The organism is Protaetiibacter mangrovi, from assembly GCF_024752305.1.
GTDB classification, from domain to species: domain Bacteria; phylum Actinomycetota; class Actinomycetes; order Actinomycetales; family Microbacteriaceae; genus Homoserinibacter; species Homoserinibacter mangrovi.
Genome location: NZ_JANTHX010000005.1, coordinates 464,967 through 482,734, shown reverse-complemented (window position 1 = coordinate 482,734; position 17,768 = coordinate 464,967). Strand labels below are relative to the sequence as shown.

Here is a 17,768-nt window from a genome sequence, read left to right as displayed (position 1 = left end):
GGGCCGCACACCCGCACACAAGGTTCAGATATTAGCCCAGCATCCGCACGAGCCCCGGTCACAGGGTCTCGAGCCAGTTGCCGAGCAGCCGGATGCCGGCCTCCCCCGACTTCTCGGGGTGGAATTGGGTGGCGCTGAGGGGGCCGTTCTCGACGGCGGCCACGAACGGCTCGCCGTGCTCGGACCAGGTGACCCGCGGGTGGCGGAACGCGCCGATCGGATCGAGGTCCCAGCTGCGCGCCGCATAGGAGTGCACGAAGTAGAAGCGCTCCTCGCGGATGCCGGCGAAGAGAGCGGAGTCGTCCGGGGCGCTCACGGTGTTCCAGCCCATGTGGGGCAGGACGGGCGCGTGGAGCTCCTCGACGACGCCCGGCCACTCGCCGAGACCCTCGGTCTCGACGCCCCGCTCGACGCCGCGCTCGAACATCACCTGCATGCCGACGCAGATGCCGAGCACCTTGCGGTCGCCCGCGAGGCGTCGCTCGATGAGCTCGGGCCCGCGCACCGCGTCCAGCGCCCCCATGACGGCGGCGAACGCGCCGACGCCCGGCACCAGCAGGCCGTCTGCGGCCATCACGGCATCGCGGTCGGCGGTGAGCTCCACGCGGGCACCCGCGGCCTCGAGCGCCTTGACCGCGGAGTGGACGTTGCCGGAGCCGTAGTCGAGCACGACGACGGAGGGGGCGGTCATGGTCAGAGCGCGCCCTTCGTCGACGGCACGCCGTCCACGCGCTCGTCGCGCGCGACCGCCTGGCGGAAGGCGCGCGCGAACGCCTTGAACTCGGCCTCCGCGATGTGGTGCGGATCGCGGCCCGCGAGCACCGTCAGGTGCACGGTCAGCCCCGCGTTGAAGGCGATCGCCTCGAAGACGTGCCGCACCATCGAGCCCGTGAAGTGGCCCCCGATGAGGTGGAACTCGAAACCGGTGGGCTCCCCGGTGTGCACCAGGTACGGGCGGCCGGAGACGTCGACGACCGCCTGCGCGAGGGCGTCGTCGAGCGGCACGAGCGCGTCTCCGAAGCGGCCGATGCCGCGCTTGTCGCCGAGGGCCTGCCTGATGGCCGTGCCGAGCACGATGCCGGTGTCCTCGACGGTGTGGTGCACGTCGATGTCGGTGTCGCCCTCGGCGCGCACCGTCAGGTCGACGAGGGCGTGCTTGGCGAAGGCGGTGAGCAGGTGGTCGAAGAACGGCACCGTGGTCTGGATGTCGGACGTGCCGGTGCCGTCGAGATCGAGGGTCAGCTCGATGCTCGACTCGCTCGTCTGGCGCGACAGACGGGCGGTGCGGTGCGTGCTCATGCGTTCAGACTACCGACGCGTGACGGACGCGAGACTCTCGAGGAAGAAGTCGGTCTCGGCGGCGGTGCCGGCGGTCACGCGGAGCGCGTGCGGGATGCCGACGTCGCGGATGAGGATGTCCCGTTCGAGCAGCGCGCGGAACGTGGCCTGCGGGTCCTCCACTCCGTCGAACAGCACGAAGTTCGCCTCACTCGGCCACGGGTGGAACCCGAGCGATGGGAGCTCGGCGACCATCCGATCGCGCTGGAAGGCGATGTCGTCGACCATCGCGAGCATCTCGGGCGCGTGCGAGAGAGCCGCGACCGCGGCCGCCTGGGTGAGCGCCGACAGGTGGTACGGCAGGCGTACGAGCCGCAGCGCGTCGGCGATCGCCGGGTCGGCGGCGAGGTAGCCGAGCCGCACGCCCGCGAACGCGAAGGCCTTGCTCATGGTGCGCGAGACGACGAGCCGCTCGCGCCCCGGCAGCAGCGTCAGCGCGCTCGGCTGCCCCTTCGGCATGAACTCGGCGTAGGCCTCGTCGACGAAGACGATGCCGTCGGTCGCCTCGTAGGCGGCCGCGATGGTCTCGAGGGGAAGCGCGGTGCCCGTGGGGTTGTTGGGTGCGCAGAGGAACACGAGGTCGGGACGGTGCTGCTCGATGGCCCGCACGGCGGTCTCGGGCGAGATCTCGTAGTCGGCGTCGCGCTCGGCGGCGACCCAGGTGCTGCCGACCCCCGCCGTGATGATCGGGTGCATCGAGTAGGTGGGCGGGAAGCCGAGCACGCTGCGCCCCGGGCCGCCGAAGGCCTGCAGCAGCTGCTGGATGATCTCGTTCGAGCCGTTCGCCGCCCAGAGCTGCTCGGGGCCGAGACCGTGACCCAGATAGGCGGCGAGGGACTCCCGCAGTGTGGTGAACTCGCGATCCGGGTAGCGGTTGGCGGTGAGCACGGCACGCGCGAGCGACTCGACGATGTCGCGGGCGACATCCTCCGGGATCGGATGCGTGTTCTCGTTGACGTTGAGCGCGTAGCGCACGTGCTTCTGCGGAGCACCGTACGGGGTCAGACCCCTCAGATCGTCGCGGATGGGCAGATCGGAGAGGGAAGCCACCCGGCGATTCTAGTGAGCGTGCGCGGCCCTGGATCGCCTAGCGGGCGCTGTACTGCGCCGGGATGGCGAGGCGCTGACCGGGCTGCACCTCGGTCGTGGCGAGCTGGTTGAGTTCGACGAGCTCGGCCACCACGTCGCGGGGGTCGGCGGTGGGGGCGACCCAGCCCGCGAGATCCCACAGGGACTCGCCCGACGCCACGGTGATGTACTCGAAGCTCGAGGTGGAGACCGAGGAGCCCGCCTCGGCGGGCGCTCCCGAGAGCGCGGAGACCGCCAGCGCGACCGCGAGCGGCGTGGCCAGCAGCAAGCCGACGACCATGCGGCCCCGAGCCGTGAGGCGCAGACGCGGAGCGGTGACGGTGCGGTTCGGGGCGAGGGCGATGGTGCTCATCGGTTCTCCTCCTACTGGTCGGTTGCTGCTGATCGAGTGGTGTTCGATGGACAGCCGCCGCATCCGGCCTCGGCCGGGAGGCCGGATGCGAAGCTGTGTTCCGAATGTATCTTCGATCGAACAAACGTTCAAGTCCTCGTGCGGGATTCCCCGGATTCCCGCGGGTGCGGGGATCGGATCACGCGACACACTCGAACGGATGTTTGCCTGCGCCCGCCGAAGCGGATACAGTTTCGATCGACGGGATGCATCCGATCACGGACCACCGACATCGCATCCCCCGATCCGCCGAGGAGAGCGCATGAGCGACATCGAGCAGGCCGAGGAGCGCCCCGCCACGCGCCGGCGCAAGAGCCTCAGCGAGAAGCAGCTGGCCATCCTCGAGGTCATCCAGCGCTCGGTGTCGAGCCGCGGATATCCGCCGAGCATGCGCGAGATCGGCGACGCCGTCGGGCTCGCCTCGCTCTCGAGCGTCACGCACCAGCTCAACCAGCTGGAGCTGGCGGGCTATCTGCGCCGCGACCCCAACCGTCCGCGCGCGCTCGAGGTGCTCATCGACATCCCCGTCGCCGACGACCCGACCGCGGCGACCCCCGTGGGCGATGCCGCCATGGTGCCGCTGGTCGGGCGCATCGCCGCCGGCGTGCCGATCACGGCCGAGCAGCAGGTCGAGGAGATCTTCCCGCTCCCCCGCCAGCTCGTGGGCAAGGGCGAGCTGTTCATGCTCAAGGTGTCGGGCGAGTCGATGATCGACGCGGCCATCTGCGACGGCGACTGGGTGGTCGTGCGGTCGCAGCACACGGCCGACAACGGCGAGATCGTCGCCGCGATGCTCGACGGCGAGGCGACGGTGAAGGTGTTCCGCCAGCGCGACGGCCACACCTGGCTGCTGCCGCGCAACACGGCCTTCGAGCCGATCCTCGGCGATCAGGCCGAGGTGCTCGGCAAGGTCGTCGCGGTGCTGCGCTCGGTGTAGCGCGCGAGCCACTCCTCGACCACGCGCATGAAGCGGGCGTGGTCGTCGCGGAACACCGTGTGCCCCGCGCCGCGGATCGTCTCGACGGTCATGCCGAGCCGACGCAGCTGCGCGGCCGCGGCATCCGTGATGAGCAGGCTCTTCTCGGCGAGCACGACCAGGCTCGGCGCCACCAGCCGCAGCGGCGGCACGATCGGGCGCGAGTCGGCGAAGCCCAGGATGGTGCGCTTGTCCCAGTCGCGCAGGGTCGCGAGCTCGATCTCGACGTCCTCCGCGCTCCAGCGCGGGTTCCAGCGCACCAGCGCCGAGCGGGGCGGGCGCGGGGCGATCGCGAACGCGAGCTTGAACAGCGCGCCCCGGATGCCGCGCGGGAACGCGAACGCCGGGTCGACGTAGATCGCGGCACGCGGCGCGAGCCGGTCGGCGGCGAGCGATGCCACCAGTCCGCCGAGCGAGTGGCCCATCACCAGATCCGGCGGCGAGCCGAGGAGCGGCGCCACGCTCTCGACCACGTCGTCCGCCCAGGCGCGCGGCGAGTAGCGCCGCGCGCGCGGCGACGCCCCGTGACCGGCGAGGTCGACGGCGATCACCCGGAACCCGGTCGCCTGCAGCTGGGCGCCGACCCGGTGCCACGCACGATGATCGGACATGATGCCGTGGATGAGGATCGCCGTGCGCGATCCGGATCCCGAGACGTGTACTGCCAGCTGCACGCCACGAGGGTAGGGCGCCCGCCTGGGCGGACGCCCCACCTCTCCTGGGGAGACGGTGAGGTCAGGCCCCGAGCTCGGCGCGCGCCTCGCGCGTCGCCGACAGGATGTTCTCGAGCGACGCGACCGTCTCGGCGTAGCCGCGTGTCTTCAGCCCGCAGTCGGGGTTGATCCAGAGCTGGCGCTCGGGGATCGCCTCGAGCGCGATGCCGATGAGCTCGCCCACCTCCTCGACGCTCGGAACCCGCGGCGAGTGGATGTCGTAGACGCCCGGACCGATCCCGCGGGCGAAGCCGCTGCGCTCGAGCTCGGGCACGACCTCCATCCGGCTGCGCGCCGCCTCGATCGAGGTGACGTCGGCGTCGAGGCCGTCGATGGCGTCGAGCACCACCCCGAACTCCGAGTAGCAGAGGTGGGTGTGGATCTGGGTGCGCACCTCGACGCCGCTCGTGGCGAGGCGGAACGAGTCGACCGACCAGGCGAGGTAGGCGTCCTGGTCGCGCTTCTTGAGCGGCAGCAGCTCGCGCAGCGCCGGCTCGTCGACCTGGATGACGCCGATGCCCGCCTGCTCGAGGTCGGCGATCTCGTCGCGCAGCGCGAGGGCCACCTGGTAGGCGGTCTCGCCGAGCGGCTGGTCGTCGCGCACGAACGACCAGGCGAGGATCGTCACGGGGCCCGTCAGCATCCCCTTCACCGGCTTCTCGGTGAGTCCCTGGGTGAAGGTCGACCAGCGCACCGTGATCGGCGCCGGTCGCGACACGTCGCCCCAGAGGATCGACGGACGCGTGGCGCGCGAACCGTAGGACTGCACCCAGCCGTTCTCGGTCACCGCGAAGCCGTCGAGGTTCTCGGCGAAGTACTGCACCATGTCGTTGCGCTCGGGCTCGCCGTGCACGATGACGTCGAGGCCGATGCGCTCCTGCAGCGCCACGACATCCTCGATCTCCTTCTCGAGGAAGCCCTCGTACTCCTCCCGGGAGATCTCGCCCTTCGCGAAGCGCGCCCGCTCGCGGCGGATGTCGCCGGTCTGCGGGAACGACCCGATCGTCGTCGTCGGCAGCGGCGGCAGGCGCAGCGCGACGTCCTGGGCGGCGCGGCGCGCCGCGTAGTCGCCGCGCGAGAACGCCTCGGCGCCCAGTGCCGCGATGCGGTCGCGGACGGCGCCGTCGCGCACCCCGGGTGCCGAGCGGCGGTCCTCGAGCGCCGCCGTCGCGGCGTCGAGCTCCGTCCGGATGGCGTCGACCCCCTGCTCGAGACCCCGCGCCAGGACGGCGACCTGTCCCACCTTCTGATCGGCGAAGGCGAGCCAGCTCGCGAGACGCGGGTCGAGATTCGGCTCGTCGTCGACGTCGTGCGGGGTGTGGAACAGGTTGGTCGAGGTGGCGACCGAGACGTTCGGCGACACCGCGCGCAGCGCCTCGAGCTTCGCGAACGCGCTCGCGAGGTCGCCGCGCCAGATGTTGTGGCCGTCGATCACGCCGCCCACCAGCACCTGCTCGGTCCCCGCGCCGGTCGGCACCTCGCCCTTCACCAGGTCGAGCGCGATCGCGTCGATCGGCGAGGCCTGGAGCACCGGGAGGGCGTCGTCGAGCGAGCCGTAGGGCGCCGCGACCAGGATGCCGAGCGGCCGAGCCTGGCCGAGGGCCTCGTAGGCGGTCTGCGCGGCGGCGAGCACGGCACCGCGATCGACCCCGAGCGACTCCGACACGAGGGCCGGCTCGTCGACCTGCACCCACTGCGCTCCGGCCGCCGCGAGCCGCGCGAGCAGCTCCCGGTAGACCGGAAGCAAGTCCTCGAGACGCGAGAGCGGCGCGAAGTCGGCGGGCGCCTCGTCGCTCGCCTTCGCGAGCAGCAGGAAGGTCACCGGCCCGACGACGACCGGGCGGGTGACGAAGCCGTCGGCGACCGCCTCCTCGACCTCGCGCACGAGCCGGTCGCCCACCAGCCGGAACTCGGTCTCCGGACCGATCTCGGGCACCAGGTAGTGGTAGTTCGAATCGAACCACTTGGTCATCTCGAGCGGGGCGCGATCGCCCTCGCCGCGTGCGATCGTGAAGTACCCGGCGAGGTCGACCGCGCCGTCGGCATCCGCGAGACCGGCGAAGCGCGTCGGGATCGCACCCACCGCGACCGCGGTGTCGAGCACCTGGTCGTAGTACGAGAACGACTCCGGGATCGAGGAGTCCGCGGCCCCGAGCCCGAGCTCGACGAGCCGTCCGCGGGTGGCCCGGCGCAGCTCGGCGGAGGTGCGCTCGAGCTCCGCCGCGTCGATGCGCCCTGCCCAGAACGACTCGACGGCGCGCTTGAGCTCACGGCGACGGCCGATCCTGGGGTAACCGAGGATGGTGCCGGTGGGGAAGGGGGCGGTCATGCGATGCTCTCCGATTCTCAGGCGGGTTGGGGAAGGAGTCCGGCGCGATCGAGCACCGCGAGCGGGGCCTCGTGCCGGTTGAAGGTGTACAGGTGCAGACCCGGGGCTCCGCCGTCGAGCAGCGCGCGCCCGAGCCGGGCGGCGTGGTCGATCCCGACGGACGCCGGGTCGCCGCTCGCCTCGAGCTCGCGCAGCAGGGCGGACGGCTCGCGCTCGGACGTGAGCTCCAGGATGCGGCGCAGCCGCGGCACGCTCAGCACCGGCATGATGCCCGGCAGGATGCGCATCGTGACCCCGGCGGCACGGGCGTCGTCGACGAAGCCGAGGTAGTCGTCGGGCTCGAAGAACAGCTGGGTGATCGCGAGGTTCGCACCGGCGGCCTCCTTCGCGAGCAGGGTGTCGAGATCCTGCGCGCGCGAGCGCGACCGCGGGTGGCCGTTGGGGAACGCCGCGACCGCGATCGTGACCTTCTCCCCGGATGCCAGCCGCTTCGCGCCCGGGACGCCCGGCACGTCGATCTGGCGGAACGGCATCCGCTCCTTCTGCACGCGATGGATGAGCTGCACGAGCTCTCCGGCGCTGCCGAGGTCGCCGAGGAACGCGTCGTCCTCCGTGATGCCGGCCGGCGGGTCGCCGCGCAGCGCGAGGAAGCTCGTGACCCCGGCGTCGAGGAACTCCCGGATGAGGCGAGCGGCCTCCGCATAGGAGGACCCGACGCAGGTCAGGTGCGCCATCGGCTTCACCGGCGTGGCGAGCAGCCGCCGCAGCACGTCGAGCGAGACACCGCGGGTCGACCCGCTCGCACCGTAGGTGACCGAGATGAACTCGGGTCCCGCGGCGACCAGGGCGGGCAGGGTCTCGGAGACGAGGGCGGCCTCGGCCGCGGCGTCGCGCGGCGGGAAGAGCTCGAACGAGAACGTCGGGGCGGCCACGTGCCCACCGTCCATGCATCCTCCGTCCATCGTCGCGCGGGTGCGCGAGACCACGGGGCGGATGCCGGGCTCGGCTGTCGCTCCTGCCGCGCCCTCGCGCGGCACGACCAGGGTAGCCCCTCGATCGGAAACGTTGCGGTGCGTTACGCGGGTGCGGCGGCGGCCGCGGAGAGCTGGTGCGCGACCGCCTCGCTCGCCTGCACGCGCAGTCGCGTGCCGGCCTCCTCGTAGTGGGTCTCGACGACGCGCGCCCGATCGTGCGCGAGCGCCACGAGGTCGCCCCGGTCGTACGGGATCACGACCTCGAGCTCGACCTCGGGCTGGGGCAGGCGGCGTCCGATCTCCTCGAGCAGCTCCTCGACGCCCTCGCCGGTGCGCGCCGAGACGAACACCGAGTCGGCCTCGAGGCCGCGCAGCAGCAGTCGGCGGTCGGGCTCGATCAGGTCGGCCTTCGTGAAGACGACGAGCTCCGGCACCTCGCGGGCGCCGGCGTCGCCGAGCACGTCGCGCACCGTCGCGAGCTGGGCGGCGGGGTCGGGGTGGGATCCGTCGACCACGTGCAGCACGAGATCCGAGGCGGCCACCTCCTCGAGCGTCGAGCGGAACGCCTCGACGAGCTGGTGCGGCAGATTCCGGACGAAGCCGACGGTGTCGGCGATCGTGAAGAGCCGGCCGTCGGGGGTGCGGCTGCGGCGCACGGTCGGGTCGAGGGTCGCGAAGAGCGTGTTCTCGACGAGCACCCCGGCGCGGGTGATCCGGTTGAGCAGGCTCGACTTGCCGGCGTTGGTGTAGCCGGCGATCGCGACCGCGGGAACCTGGTACCGGTCGCGGTTCGCGCGCTTCGCCTGACGTCCGGGGGCGAAACCCTTGATCTGCTTGCGCAGCTTCGCCATCCGGGAGTGGATGCGGCGGCGGTCGAGCTCGATCTTCGTCTCACCGGGGCCGCGGGAGCCCATGCCCTGACCGCCGGCCGCCTGGCCGCCCGCCTGGCGCGACATCGACTCACCCCATCCGCGGAGCCTCGGCAGCAGGTACTCGAGCTGCGCGAGCTCCACCTGCGCCTTGCCCTCGCGGGACTTCGCGTGCTGGCTGAAGATGTCGAGGATCACGGCGGTGCGGTCGATGACCTTCACCTTCACCGCATCCTCGAGGGCGCGGCGCTGGCTGGGTGCGAGCTCCGTGTCGGCGACGACCGTGTCGGCGCCGAGGGCCGCGACGATGTCGGCGAGCTCGGCCACCTTGCCACGACCCAGATACGTCGCCGGGTCGGGGTGCGGGCGTCGCTGCAGCACGCCGTCGAGCACGACGGCACCCGCCGTCTCGGCCAGAGCGGCGAGCTCGCGCAGGGAGTTCTCGGCGTCCTCCAGCGACTCGGACGGGGTGTAGACGCCGATCAGCACGACGTTCTCGAGACGCACCTGCCGGTACTCGACCTCGGTGACGTCGGCCAGCTCGGTGGACAGCCCGCCCACGCGACGCAGTGCTGCGCGCTCCTCGCGGTCGAACTGCTCGCCGTCGCGATCGGACCCGGATGCGGTGGCGGCGTCCTGCAGCGCCGTGGCGCGACCGCCGAACACCCGCACGCCGGCGTGCGCCTCGTCGCTCGCGAGGATGCGGTCGAGCGCGTCGCGCGGGGCGGCGTCGACCGGCTCGATCGGGTCGTTCTCGGGGGAATCGCTCATGTTCGGGTTAACCCTAGTCATTCGTTTTCGGTAGGTTCTCTGCATGTCGCCCGAGCACTACTTCTCGACGTCGCCGTCCGGCGACCCGGTGCTCCGGACCATCACCGCCCGGCTCGCGGGCCGTGATGTCGAGGTGACCACGGCCGGAGGGATCTTCAGCCCCGACCGCGTCGACACCGGCACCCAGGTGCTGCTCGCGCACACCCCGTCGCCGCCGCCCGGGGGCGCGTTCCTGGACCTGGGGTGCGGGTGGGGGCCGATCGCCCTGAGCCTCGCGCTCGAATCGCCGCGCGCGACGGTGTGGGCCGTCGACGTCAACGAGCGGGCGCTCGACCTCGCGCGTCGCAACGCGCAGGCCCTCGGCCTCGACAACGTCAACGTCTGCCGCCCGGAGGATGTTCCCGACGACGTGGTGTTCCGCACGATCTGGTCGAACCCTCCGATCCGGGTGGGCAAGAACGAGCTGCACGCGATGCTCGCGCACTGGCTGCCGCGACTCGACGTGTCCTCCGACGCGTGGCTGGTGGTCGCGCGCAACCTCGGATCGGATTCGCTGCACCGCTGGCTGCAGGGCGAGCTGCCCGCGGACTTCGCCGTGCTGCGCGCGGCGACCAGCAAGGGGTTCCGCGTGCTGCGGGTGCGGCACCGCTCGGGCACCGCGCTGACGGAGCCGATCGACATCGTCGACTGACGAGACCGACACGGTCCCCTAGAGCGACACGGTCCCGTCGAACACGAGCTCGGCGGGGCCGCTGAGGAGCACGTGGGGGCCGTCGGGGGTCTCGACGACGCGCACGCCCACCTCGCCGCCGGGCACCCGCACGCGCCAGGCATCCGGTGCACCCCGGCCGGCCCAGGCGCGCGTCGCCAGCGCGGCGGCCGCGGCACCCGTCCCGCAGGACAGCGTCTCGCCGCTGCCGCGCTCGTGCACGCGCATCCGGATGCGTCCGACGCCCGCGGCCACGAGGGGCTCGGCGGGCACCACGAACTCGACGTTGGCGCCGTCGGGGGGAAGGGGCGTGACGACCGGGGCTTCCGAGAGATCGAGGGCGTCGAGCTCGCCGTCGTCTGCGAGGGCGACCACGACATGCGGGTTGCCGACGCCGACCGCGAGGCCGGGCCGATCGATCTCGAGTCGCCGCGCCGCCACCATCGCCTCCCCCGCGACGACGAAGGGGCCGAGGTCGACCTCGAATCCGTCGTCGGTGCGGGTCAGACGCCGCACGCCGCCACGGGTGCCGATCGACACCGTCTCCCCGACCGGGAGGTCGAGGAGTCCCTCCGAGATGAGGTAGGCGCCGTACACCCGGATGCCGTTGCCGCACATCTCCGCGGGGCTGCCGTCGGCGTTGTGGTAGTCCATGAACCACTCGGCGTCGGGATCCTCGTCGAGGGCACCGGAACCCTCCGGCAGGTTCGCGGAGCGGACCGCGCGGATGACGCCGTCGCCGCCGATGCCGAACCGCCGGTCGGCGAGGGCGGCGAGCTGGGCGGCGTCGAGCACGACGGCACCGTCGGGGTCGCTGAACAGCACGAAGTCGTTGCCCGTGCCGTGCCCCTTGGTGAAGGCGATGTCGATGCTCACCGGGGCAGCCTAGCGGCGGCGGCCCGCACGGTGCTGAGCGCCGTCCGCACGCGGGCCGGGTCGTCGGCGTCGACCCAGGCGGTGTCGCGCGACCTGCCGAACCACGACACCTGGCGGCGCGCGTAGCGACGCGTCAACGCCTGCGTCTCGGCGATCGCGGCGGACTCGTCGAGCTCGCCGTCGAGCTGCGCGAGCGCCTGCGCGTAGCCGATCGCGCGCGCGGCGGTCGCCCCGAAGCCGCTCGGACGCAACCGGGCCACCTCGTCGACCAGCCCCGCCGACCACATCCCGAGCACGCGGGCGTCGAGACGCTGGACCAGCTCCTCACGCGGGAGGCGAAGCCCGATGACGGCGCTCGGGCGCCACGGCCGCGACTCCGCGTCGAGGCCCGCCCCGAAGGGCTCCCCCGTCAGCTCGATCACCTCGAGCGCGCGCACGATCCGACGCCCGTTGTGCGGACCGATGGCCGCGGCCGCCGCGGGGTCCTGGGCGCGCAGCCGATCGAAGAGGGCGCCCGGCCCTGCGGCGTCGAGCTCCGCCTCCAGCCGCTCGCGGATGCCGGCATCCGTTCCCGGGAACCGGAAGTCGTAGAGGACGCTCGAGACGTACAGTCCGCTGCCGCCGACCAGGATCGGCACGGCGCCACGCCGCAGGATGTCGTCGACGATCTCGCGCGCCTCCGGCTGATAGCGGGCGACGCTCGCCTCCTCGCGCGGCTCGAGCACGTCGACGAGATGGTGCGGGATACCGCGGCGCTCGACCATCGGCAGCTTGGCGGTGCCGATGTCCATGCCGCGGTAGAGCTGCATGGCGTCGGCGTTGACGATCTCGGCCGGCGTGCCGTCGGCCGCGAGCAGCTCGGCCAGGTCGAGCGACAGCGCGGACTTGCCCGTGCCGGTCGCGCCGACGACGGCGACGAGGGGGTTCACGCGGGGCGCAGGCCGGGGAGTCCGAGGTTGACGGCGCGCGCCCCGGAGGCGGGCGTCGGCACGGCGCACGACTCCGCCTCGGCGAGGTCCCAGGCGTCCCCCGCGCGGGTGCGCCGGATGGGCAGGGTCGCGTCCGTCGGCGCCGCGATGAGATAGTGCGGCGTGGCGCGGGTGACGACCACGCTCACGACGTCTCCGGGGCGCGGCGTGCCGCTGCCGTCGGGCACGTCGAAGTGCACGAGGCGGTTGTCCTCCGCACGGCCCGACATCCGGCGGGTCCGCTCGTCGCGGCGGCCCTCGCCGGTGGCGACCAGCACCTCGATCGGCGTGCCGACGAGCTTCTGGGCCTCCTCGCCCGAGATGCGCTCCTGCAGCTCGATGAGCCGCTCGTAGCGCTCCTGAACGACCTCCTTCGGCAGCTGCTCCTGCATCGTCGCGGCGGGCGTGCCCGGGCGGATGGAGTACTGGAACGTGAAGGCCGACGCGAAGCGAGCCTGCTCGACGACGCGGAGGGTGTCCTCGAAGTCCTCCTCGGTCTCTCCGGGGAATCCGACGATGATGTCGGTCGAGATCGCCGCGTGGGGGATGCGATCGCGAACGCGCTCGAGGATGCCGAGGAAGCGCTCCGAACGGTAGGACCGGCGCATGGCCTTGAGGATGCGGTCGGAGCCCGACTGCAGGGGCATGTGCAGCTGGGGCATGACGGTCGGCGTCTCGGCCATCGCGTCGATCACGTCGTCGGTGAACGCGGCCGGGTGCGGACTCGTGAACCGGATGCGCTCGAGCCCCTCGATCCGGCCCGCGGCGCGCAGCAGCTTCGCGAAGGCGCCGCGATCGCCGAACTCCACCCCGTAGGAGTTCACGTTCTGGCCGAGCAGCGTCACCTCGATCGCGCCGTCGGCGACGAGCGCCTCGATCTCGGCCAGGATGTCCCCGGGCCGGCGGTCCTTCTCCTTGCCGCGCAGCGATGGCACGATGCAGAACGTGCAGGTGTTGTTGCAGCCCACCGAGATCGAGACCCACCCCGAGTAGGTGTTCTCGCGTCGCGTCGGCAGCGTCGAGGGGAACACCTCGAGCGACTCGAGGATCTCGAGCTGCGCTTCGCCGTTGTGGCGGGCGCGTTCGAGCAGCGTCGGGAGCGAGCCCATGTTGTGGGTGCCGAACACGACGTCGACCCAGGGCGCCTTCTCGAGGATGACGTTCTTGTCCTTCTGCGCGAGGCAGCCGCCGACGGCGATCTGCATGCCCTCGTGCTCGCGCTTCGCGCTCGCGAGATGGCCGAGTGTGCCGTACAGCTTGTTGTCGGCGTTCTCGCGCACCGCGCAGGTGTTGATCACGACGATGTCGGCCTCGCCCTCGGTCGCCTTGACGTAGCCGGCGGCCTCCAGCGATCCGGAGAGACGCTCGGAGTCGTGCACGTTCATCTGGCAGCCGAAGGTGCGCACCTCGTAGGTGCGCGGGGCGGCGTCGAGCAGCGTCATGGTGCCGACAGTCTACGTCGGCGGGCCGCTCCGCCCGCCGACGCGGACCCGTCAGCCCTGGACGAGTGTGACCGTGAAGCTGCCGCCCGGGTAGGTGCCCGAGGCCTCCATGGGCGAGTCCACGCCGGCGTATTCGCCGATCATGTCGATGTCGCCGTCGTCGAAGCCGATGTGGAAGGTGACGGTGCTGCCGACCTGCGCCCAGGTGTCGGTGCTGTCGTCGTAGCTCGAACCGTCGTAGGTGAGACCGACGGTGCCGTCCTCCTGGAGCTCGAGCACCCAGCTGTCTCCGTCGGAGTCGGTGCCGCTCCAGGTCGTGCCGACCAGTTCGGAGTCGACGACCGCGTCGCCGGCACCGCCGAACCCCGGCAGTCCGGGGATGGAGGGAAGGCTGCAGCCGGTGAGGGCACCGAGCACGAGGGTGGATGCGGCGATCGCCGCGAGGATTCGCGAGGACGGAGTGGTGGTCATGTACGCGAGGCTACAACGGCGCACGCGATGGTCAACGGAAGCGGACGCCGCCCGCCGCGGGGCGGGTCGACAGCGCGTCGTCGACGGCGGCGCGCACGGTGCTGCCCGAGTAGCCCCGGCGGGCGAGGAAGCCGCTCAGGCGCCGGACGGCCGCGTCGCGGTCGAGGCCCGACAGCTGGGTCGCCCGCTTGCGCGCCAGCTCCCGGGCCCGGGCGAGCTCATCGCCCGTGTCGACGAGCTCGAGCGCGTACTCGATGGCCGCGGGGGCCAGCAGGCGGCGGGTGAGCTCGGCGGCGATCGCCGTGCGCCCGAGCGCCTTGCGTTCCTGCAGGGTCGCCACGAGGTTCTGCGCGAGCGCGGCGTCGTCGATGAGGCCGACACGCGCGAGGCGGTCGCACTCGTGGGAGATGACCTGCTCGTCGACGCCCCCGTCGCGGAGCACCCGCTCGAGCTCGCGGCGCGAGAGCGCACGACGCCCGAGGGCCTTCATCGAGATGCGCTCCGCGTCGGGGAGGGCGCCGGCGTCGACCAGCTCGGCGCAGCTGCCGTCGACGTCGGATCCCCATTCGTCGTTCCACTCCGGTTCGGCACCGGAGTCGAGGTCGTGCCGGGATGCGGACGAGACCGACGGCGCGGCGCCGAACAGGTAGCTGACGGGGGCCAGTCGGCCGTCGGTCTCGTCCATGGGGGTCCTTACTCGCCCACGGCCTTGCGGGCCGCGAGCTTGTCTTCGAGCGAGTCGACGTTCGCGGCCTGCGCCGCCTTGGCCGCCGCGCCGATGCCGAGCTTCGTGAGGATCTTCTGCTCGATCTCCGCCGCCACGTCGGCGTTCTCGAGGAGGAAGTTGCGGGCGTTCTCCTTGCCCTGCCCGAGCTGGTCGCCGTCGTAGGTGTACCAGGCGCCGGACTTGCGCACGATCTCGTGCTCGACGCCGTAGTCGATGAGGCTGCCCTCGCGCGAGATGCCGACGCCGTAGAGGATGTCGAACTCGGCCTGCTTGAAGGGCGGCGCCATCTTGTTCTTGACCACCTTGACGCGCGTGCGGTTTCCGACCGCCTCGGCGCCGTCCTTGAGGGTCTCGATGCGACGGATGTCGAGGCGCACCGACGCGTAGAACTTGAGCGCCTTGCCGCCCGCGGTGGTCTCGGGGCTGCCGAAGAACACGCCGATCTTCTCGCGCAGCTGGTTGATGAAGATCATCGTGGTCTGCGTCTGGTTGAGCCCACCGGTGAGCTTGCGGAGCGCCTGCGACATGAGGCGGGCCTGGAGGCCGACGTGGCTGTCGCCCATCTCGCCCTCGATCTCGGCCTTCGGCACGAGCGCCGCGACCGAGTCGACGACGATGAGGTCGATCGAACCCGAGCGCACGAGCATGTCGGCGATCTCGAGCGCCTGCTCCCCCGTGTCGGGCTGCGACACGAGGAGCGCGTCGATGTCGACGCCGAGCTTCTTGGCGTACTCGGGGTCGAGCGCGTGCTCCGCGTCGATGAAGGCCGCGATGCCGCCGGCGCGCTGCGCGTTGGCGATCGCGTGCAGGGTCAGCGTGGTCTTACCCGACGACTCCGGGCCGTAGATCTCGACGATGCGGCCGCGGGGCAGGCCCCCGATGCCGAGCGCGACGTCGAGCGCGATGGAACCCGTGGGGATGACGGCGACCGGGGCGCGCTCGTCGCTGCCGAGGCGCATGACGGTTCCCTTGCCGAACTGGCGGTCGATCTGTGCGAGGGCCACCTCGAGGGCCTTCTCGCGGTCTGCTGCTGTAGGCATGTGCCCGGTCTCCTTCTGTGTCGTGTTCCATGCGCCCATCGGCTGCCGTGCCCTTCGTCGACCGGTGATGCAAGGCCGACGCTCTCGCGGCAGGGCTGGTGTCTCCATCTCGGTGACGTCGCCGACGCTACGCCCGCCCACCGACATCCGGTGTGAGCGACGGGCGGAACTGTCGACGACGATTCTTCGACGGATCCTGTGGAGGACACTACAGAGAATCGAACCGATGTTCGAGAGGCGGGCGGCGTGTCGCGCTCGGCGCGCCGCCGTCAGACGCGGGGGTCGGGGCGGCCGGCGCCATGCCAGCGCTCACGCGGCACCTCCTGGGCGCGGCACAGCTCGCGCCACACCTCGCGGGCCGGGACACCGGCGTCGAGCGCCGCCAGCGGGGTGCGGTTGCCGAGCGCGACGACGACCGTGTCGCTCAGCAGCACACGACCGAAGGGACCGAACTCGTCGTCGACGGCCCGGTGGAACTCGCTGAGCTTCAGCGGACCGCGAGATCCGCGTCGAACTCGGCCACGAGCTCGTCGGGAAGCGTGTCGGGGACGGTCGAGATGCCCTCGACCACCGCGAGACGGTCGCCCACCTCGCGCATGATGACCGAGACCGGGGTGCCGAGCGCCTCCGCCACCGAGGCGAGGATCTCGGAGCTGGCCTCCTTCTGGCCGCGCTCCACCTCGCTCAGGTAGCCGAGGGCGACGCTCGCACGACTGGCGACCTGGCGCAGCGTCATCGCCTTCTGCAGGCGGAAGTCGCGGAGGACATCGCCGAGTTCCTGTCGAACCAGAACCATGGGTGTTCCTCCTTGCCCGTGAGAGGCGGTGCTTTCCGGGGGGCTCACGCTACCCCGTCCGTTGCAGAAACTCTAATTCCTGCTGCCTCGGATACCGCCGTGAAGTCACCACGTGTAACGAGATCGAAACGGCGGTTTATTCCCGCGCAACATCCAGGCGCTCTGCGAGCAGCCCGAGGGCCGCCGCCACGGCGCCGGCGCGGATGTCGGCGCGACCCCCTGCGAGGCGGAACTCCCGGGCGGACGCGCCCGCCGCATCCGCGATCCCGACCCAGAGCGTGCCGGGCGCGAAGCCGTCCTGCGGATCCGGCCCCGCCACTCCGGTCGTCGCCAGCCCCCAGTCGGCCGCCCGACCGTCGAGGGCGAGGCGCTCGCGCACCCCCGCGGCCATCTGGCGGGCGACCTCCGCGTCGATCGGGCCGCGCTCGGCGAGGAGCCCCGCGTCGACGCCCAGCAGCTGCGCCTTGAGCGGCGTCGCGTAGGCGACGACGCCGCCCGACACCGCCAGCGAGGCACCGGGCACGTCGACGAGGGCCGAGGTCAGCAGGCCGCCCGTGAGGGACTCCGCGAGGGCCACCCGTTCGCCGCGCCGCGTCAGCTCGCCCACGATCCGCTCGGCGAGCGACCGCGCGGTCATCCGGCCTTCCGCGCCGCCCGCGTCACACGCCAGGCGTCCCACAGGTACTGCACTCCGCTCACGACCGTCAGCACGAGCGCGGCCCCCATGAGCACCCAGTTCACCCACAGCACCCAGTCTCCGAGCACCGTCCACAGGGGCACGAGGGCGAACGAGACCGCGACGGACTGCACGACGGTCTTGAGCTTGCCGAGGAAGCCGGCGGGGATCACGTGGTCGCGCAGCATGAGGAAGCGGAAGATCGTGATGCCGAACTCGCGCACGAGGATCACGATCGTCACCCACCACCAGAGCTCGCCCACGATCGACAGGGCCACGAGCGCGGCGCCGACCAGGATCTTGTCGGCGATCGGGTCGACGAGCTTGCCGAAGTCGGTGACCAGGTTGTTGCGCCGAGCCAGGAAGCCGTCCACCGAGTCGGTCGTGATCGACAGGATGAACAGGAATCCCGCCACCCAGCGCCAGACGCCGAGCTCCCCGCCGTCGAGCACCATGAGCCACACGAAGACGGGCGCGAGCAGGATGCGCACCACCGTGATGATGTTGGCGATGTTGCCCATGCTGGCCGGGGTCTCCCCCGGGCTGACGACGCGCCCGCGCATCGGGTTGGTGCGGCTCGGCGGCGCCGGTTCCGGGTCGGGCTCGGTCACGG

20 protein-coding genes are annotated in these 17,768 nt (G+C 71.9%); 2 read left to right on the top strand and 18 right to left on the bottom strand.

The window, feature by feature from the left end:
* Window positions 1-58 precede the first annotated feature (58 nt).
* The 4 genes from hisH to NUH29_RS07175 are packed head-to-tail and all read right to left on the bottom strand — an operon-like array spanning window position 59 to window position 2,779.
* A complete protein-coding gene (gene hisH / locus NUH29_RS07190; protein WP_258798352.1) occupies window positions 59-691 on the bottom strand; it encodes an imidazole glycerol phosphate synthase subunit HisH in 633 nt (210 codons plus the stop codon).
* 2 nt (window positions 692-693) lie between these two features.
* Window positions 694-1,299, bottom strand: a complete 606-nt coding sequence (hisB, locus tag NUH29_RS07185; protein ID WP_258798351.1) for an imidazoleglycerol-phosphate dehydratase HisB — start codon at window positions 1,297-1,299, stop codon at window positions 694-696.
* Window positions 1,300-1,308: 9 nt separating this feature from the next.
* A complete protein-coding gene (locus NUH29_RS07180; RefSeq protein ID WP_258798350.1) occupies window positions 1,309-2,388 on the bottom strand; it encodes a histidinol-phosphate transaminase in 1,080 nt (359 codons plus the stop codon).
* A 37-nt stretch (window positions 2,389-2,425) separates the two neighbouring features.
* On the bottom strand, window positions 2,426-2,779 hold the full coding sequence (locus tag NUH29_RS07175) for a LysM peptidoglycan-binding domain-containing protein (RefSeq protein ID WP_258798349.1): 354 nt from the start codon (window positions 2,777-2,779) through the stop codon (window positions 2,426-2,428).
* A 301-nt stretch (window positions 2,780-3,080) separates the two neighbouring features.
* Between NUH29_RS07175 and lexA the strand changes: the two genes are divergently transcribed.
* Window positions 3,081-3,755, top strand: a complete 675-nt coding sequence (lexA, locus tag NUH29_RS07170) for a transcriptional repressor LexA (protein ID WP_258798348.1) — start codon at window positions 3,081-3,083, stop codon at window positions 3,753-3,755.
* On the opposite strand, the gene NUH29_RS07165 is transcribed toward lexA, so the two are convergent.
* The 4 genes from NUH29_RS07165 to hflX all read right to left on the bottom strand — a co-directional run bounded on the left by NUH29_RS07165 (window position 3,707) and on the right by hflX (window position 9,450).
* The gene (locus tag NUH29_RS07165; RefSeq protein WP_258798346.1) at window positions 3,707-4,468 is read right to left on the bottom strand and encodes an alpha/beta fold hydrolase; all 762 of its coding nucleotides are present in this window, start codon (window positions 4,466-4,468) and stop codon (window positions 3,707-3,709) included. The genes lexA and NUH29_RS07165 overlap by 49 nt on opposite strands.
* 61 nt (window positions 4,469-4,529) lie before the next feature.
* A complete protein-coding gene (gene metE / locus NUH29_RS07160) occupies window positions 4,530-6,836 on the bottom strand; it encodes a 5-methyltetrahydropteroyltriglutamate--homocysteine S-methyltransferase (protein WP_258798345.1) in 2,307 nt (768 codons plus the stop codon).
* A 17-nt stretch (window positions 6,837-6,853) separates the two neighbouring features.
* Complete coding sequence (locus NUH29_RS07155) at window positions 6,854-7,783, bottom strand: methylenetetrahydrofolate reductase (RefSeq protein ID WP_258798344.1); 930 nt, start codon at window positions 7,781-7,783, stop codon at window positions 6,854-6,856.
* 128 nt (window positions 7,784-7,911) lie between these two features.
* On the bottom strand, window positions 7,912-9,450 hold the full coding sequence (gene hflX, locus NUH29_RS07150) for a GTPase HflX (protein WP_258798343.1): 1,539 nt from the start codon (window positions 9,448-9,450) through the stop codon (window positions 7,912-7,914).
* Between the two features lie 43 nt (window positions 9,451-9,493).
* Here hflX and NUH29_RS07145 point away from each other — a divergent pair, with 43 nt between their 5' ends.
* Window positions 9,494-10,141, top strand: a complete 648-nt coding sequence (locus NUH29_RS07145) for a class I SAM-dependent methyltransferase (RefSeq protein WP_258798342.1) — start codon at window positions 9,494-9,496, stop codon at window positions 10,139-10,141.
* 18 nt (window positions 10,142-10,159) lie between these two features.
* Here NUH29_RS07145 and dapF read toward each other — a convergent pair whose 3' ends face one another.
* From dapF to pgsA, 10 genes are all read right to left on the bottom strand, one after another.
* Window positions 10,160-11,035, bottom strand: coding sequence for a diaminopimelate epimerase (gene dapF, locus NUH29_RS07140; RefSeq protein ID WP_258798341.1), 876 nt, complete (start codon window positions 11,033-11,035; stop codon window positions 10,160-10,162).
* On the bottom strand, window positions 11,032-11,964 hold the full coding sequence (gene miaA / locus NUH29_RS07135; RefSeq protein WP_258798340.1) for a tRNA (adenosine(37)-N6)-dimethylallyltransferase MiaA: 933 nt from the start codon (window positions 11,962-11,964) through the stop codon (window positions 11,032-11,034). The genes dapF and miaA overlap by 4 nt, the downstream gene beginning before the upstream one ends.
* Window positions 11,961-13,445: a tRNA (N6-isopentenyl adenosine(37)-C2)-methylthiotransferase MiaB gene (gene miaB, locus NUH29_RS07130; RefSeq protein WP_258798339.1), complete on the bottom strand. Its 1,485-nt coding sequence runs from the start codon at window positions 13,443-13,445 to the stop codon at window positions 11,961-11,963. Before miaB ends, miaA begins: the two co-directional genes overlap by 4 nt.
* A gap of 51 nt (window positions 13,446-13,496) precedes the next feature.
* Complete coding sequence (locus NUH29_RS07125) at window positions 13,497-13,916, bottom strand: hypothetical protein (RefSeq protein WP_258798338.1); 420 nt, start codon at window positions 13,914-13,916, stop codon at window positions 13,497-13,499.
* Window positions 13,917-13,947: 31 nt separating this feature from the next.
* Complete coding sequence (locus NUH29_RS07120) at window positions 13,948-14,601, bottom strand: regulatory protein RecX (RefSeq protein WP_258798337.1); 654 nt, start codon at window positions 14,599-14,601, stop codon at window positions 13,948-13,950.
* 8 nt (window positions 14,602-14,609) lie between these two features.
* Window positions 14,610-15,683: a recombinase RecA gene (recA, locus tag NUH29_RS07115; RefSeq protein ID WP_258798336.1), complete on the bottom strand. Its 1,074-nt coding sequence runs from the start codon at window positions 15,681-15,683 to the stop codon at window positions 14,610-14,612.
* 269 nt (window positions 15,684-15,952) lie between these two features.
* Window positions 15,953-16,174, bottom strand: a complete 222-nt coding sequence (locus tag NUH29_RS07110; protein WP_258798437.1) for a DUF3046 domain-containing protein — start codon at window positions 16,172-16,174, stop codon at window positions 15,953-15,955.
* Window positions 16,171-16,479 carry a helix-turn-helix domain-containing protein gene (locus NUH29_RS07105; RefSeq protein ID WP_258798335.1) on the bottom strand — a complete coding sequence of 103 codons (309 nt, stop codon included), beginning with the start codon at window positions 16,477-16,479 and terminating at the stop codon, window positions 16,171-16,173. Before NUH29_RS07105 ends, NUH29_RS07110 begins: the two co-directional genes overlap by 4 nt.
* 136 nt (window positions 16,480-16,615) lie before the next feature.
* A complete protein-coding gene (locus NUH29_RS07100) occupies window positions 16,616-17,116 on the bottom strand; it encodes a CinA family protein (RefSeq protein WP_258798334.1) in 501 nt (166 codons plus the stop codon).
* Window positions 17,113-17,718, bottom strand: coding sequence for a CDP-diacylglycerol--glycerol-3-phosphate 3-phosphatidyltransferase (gene pgsA / locus NUH29_RS07095; RefSeq protein WP_258798436.1), 606 nt, complete (start codon window positions 17,716-17,718; stop codon window positions 17,113-17,115). Before pgsA ends, NUH29_RS07100 begins: the two co-directional genes overlap by 4 nt.
* Window positions 17,719-17,768: the final 50 nt, after the last annotated feature.

Bases quoted from the DNA above. Each gene is read 5' to 3' on its own strand.
- hisH (WP_258798352.1), bottom strand. From the start codon at position 691: ATGACCGCCCCCTCCGTCGTCGTGCTCGACTACGGCTCCGGCAACGTC.
- hisB (WP_258798351.1), bottom strand. From the start codon at position 1,299: ATGAGCACGCACCGCACCGCCCGTCTGTCGCGCCAGACGAGCGAGTCG.
- NUH29_RS07175 (WP_258798349.1), bottom strand. From the start codon at position 2,779: ATGAGCACCATCGCCCTCGCCCCGAACCGCACCGTCACCGCTCCGCGT.
- lexA (WP_258798348.1), top strand. From the start codon at position 3,081: ATGAGCGACATCGAGCAGGCCGAGGAGCGCCCCGCCACGCGCCGGCGC.
- metE (WP_258798345.1), bottom strand. From the start codon at position 6,836: ATGACCGCCCCCTTCCCCACCGGCACCATCCTCGGTTACCCCAGGATC.
- NUH29_RS07155 (WP_258798344.1), bottom strand. From the start codon at position 7,783: ATGGACGGTGGGCACGTGGCCGCCCCGACGTTCTCGTTCGAGCTCTTC.
- hflX (WP_258798343.1), bottom strand. From the start codon at position 9,450: ATGAGCGATTCCCCCGAGAACGACCCGATCGAGCCGGTCGACGCCGCC.
- NUH29_RS07145 (WP_258798342.1), top strand. From the start codon at position 9,494: ATGTCGCCCGAGCACTACTTCTCGACGTCGCCGTCCGGCGACCCGGTG.
- miaB (WP_258798339.1), bottom strand. From the start codon at position 13,445: ATGACGCTGCTCGACGCCGCCCCGCGCACCTACGAGGTGCGCACCTTC.
- NUH29_RS07125 (WP_258798338.1), bottom strand. From the start codon at position 13,916: ATGACCACCACTCCGTCCTCGCGAATCCTCGCGGCGATCGCCGCATCC.
- NUH29_RS07120 (WP_258798337.1), bottom strand. From the start codon at position 14,601: ATGGACGAGACCGACGGCCGACTGGCCCCCGTCAGCTACCTGTTCGGC.
- recA (WP_258798336.1), bottom strand. From the start codon at position 15,683: ATGCCTACAGCAGCAGACCGCGAGAAGGCCCTCGAGGTGGCCCTCGCA.
- NUH29_RS07105 (WP_258798335.1), bottom strand. From the start codon at position 16,479: ATGGTTCTGGTTCGACAGGAACTCGGCGATGTCCTCCGCGACTTCCGC.
- NUH29_RS07100 (WP_258798334.1), bottom strand. From the start codon at position 17,116: ATGACCGCGCGGTCGCTCGCCGAGCGGATCGTGGGCGAGCTGACGCGG.
- pgsA (WP_258798436.1), bottom strand. From the start codon at position 17,718: ATGCGCGGGCGCGTCGTCAGCCCGGGGGAGACCCCGGCCAGCATGGGC.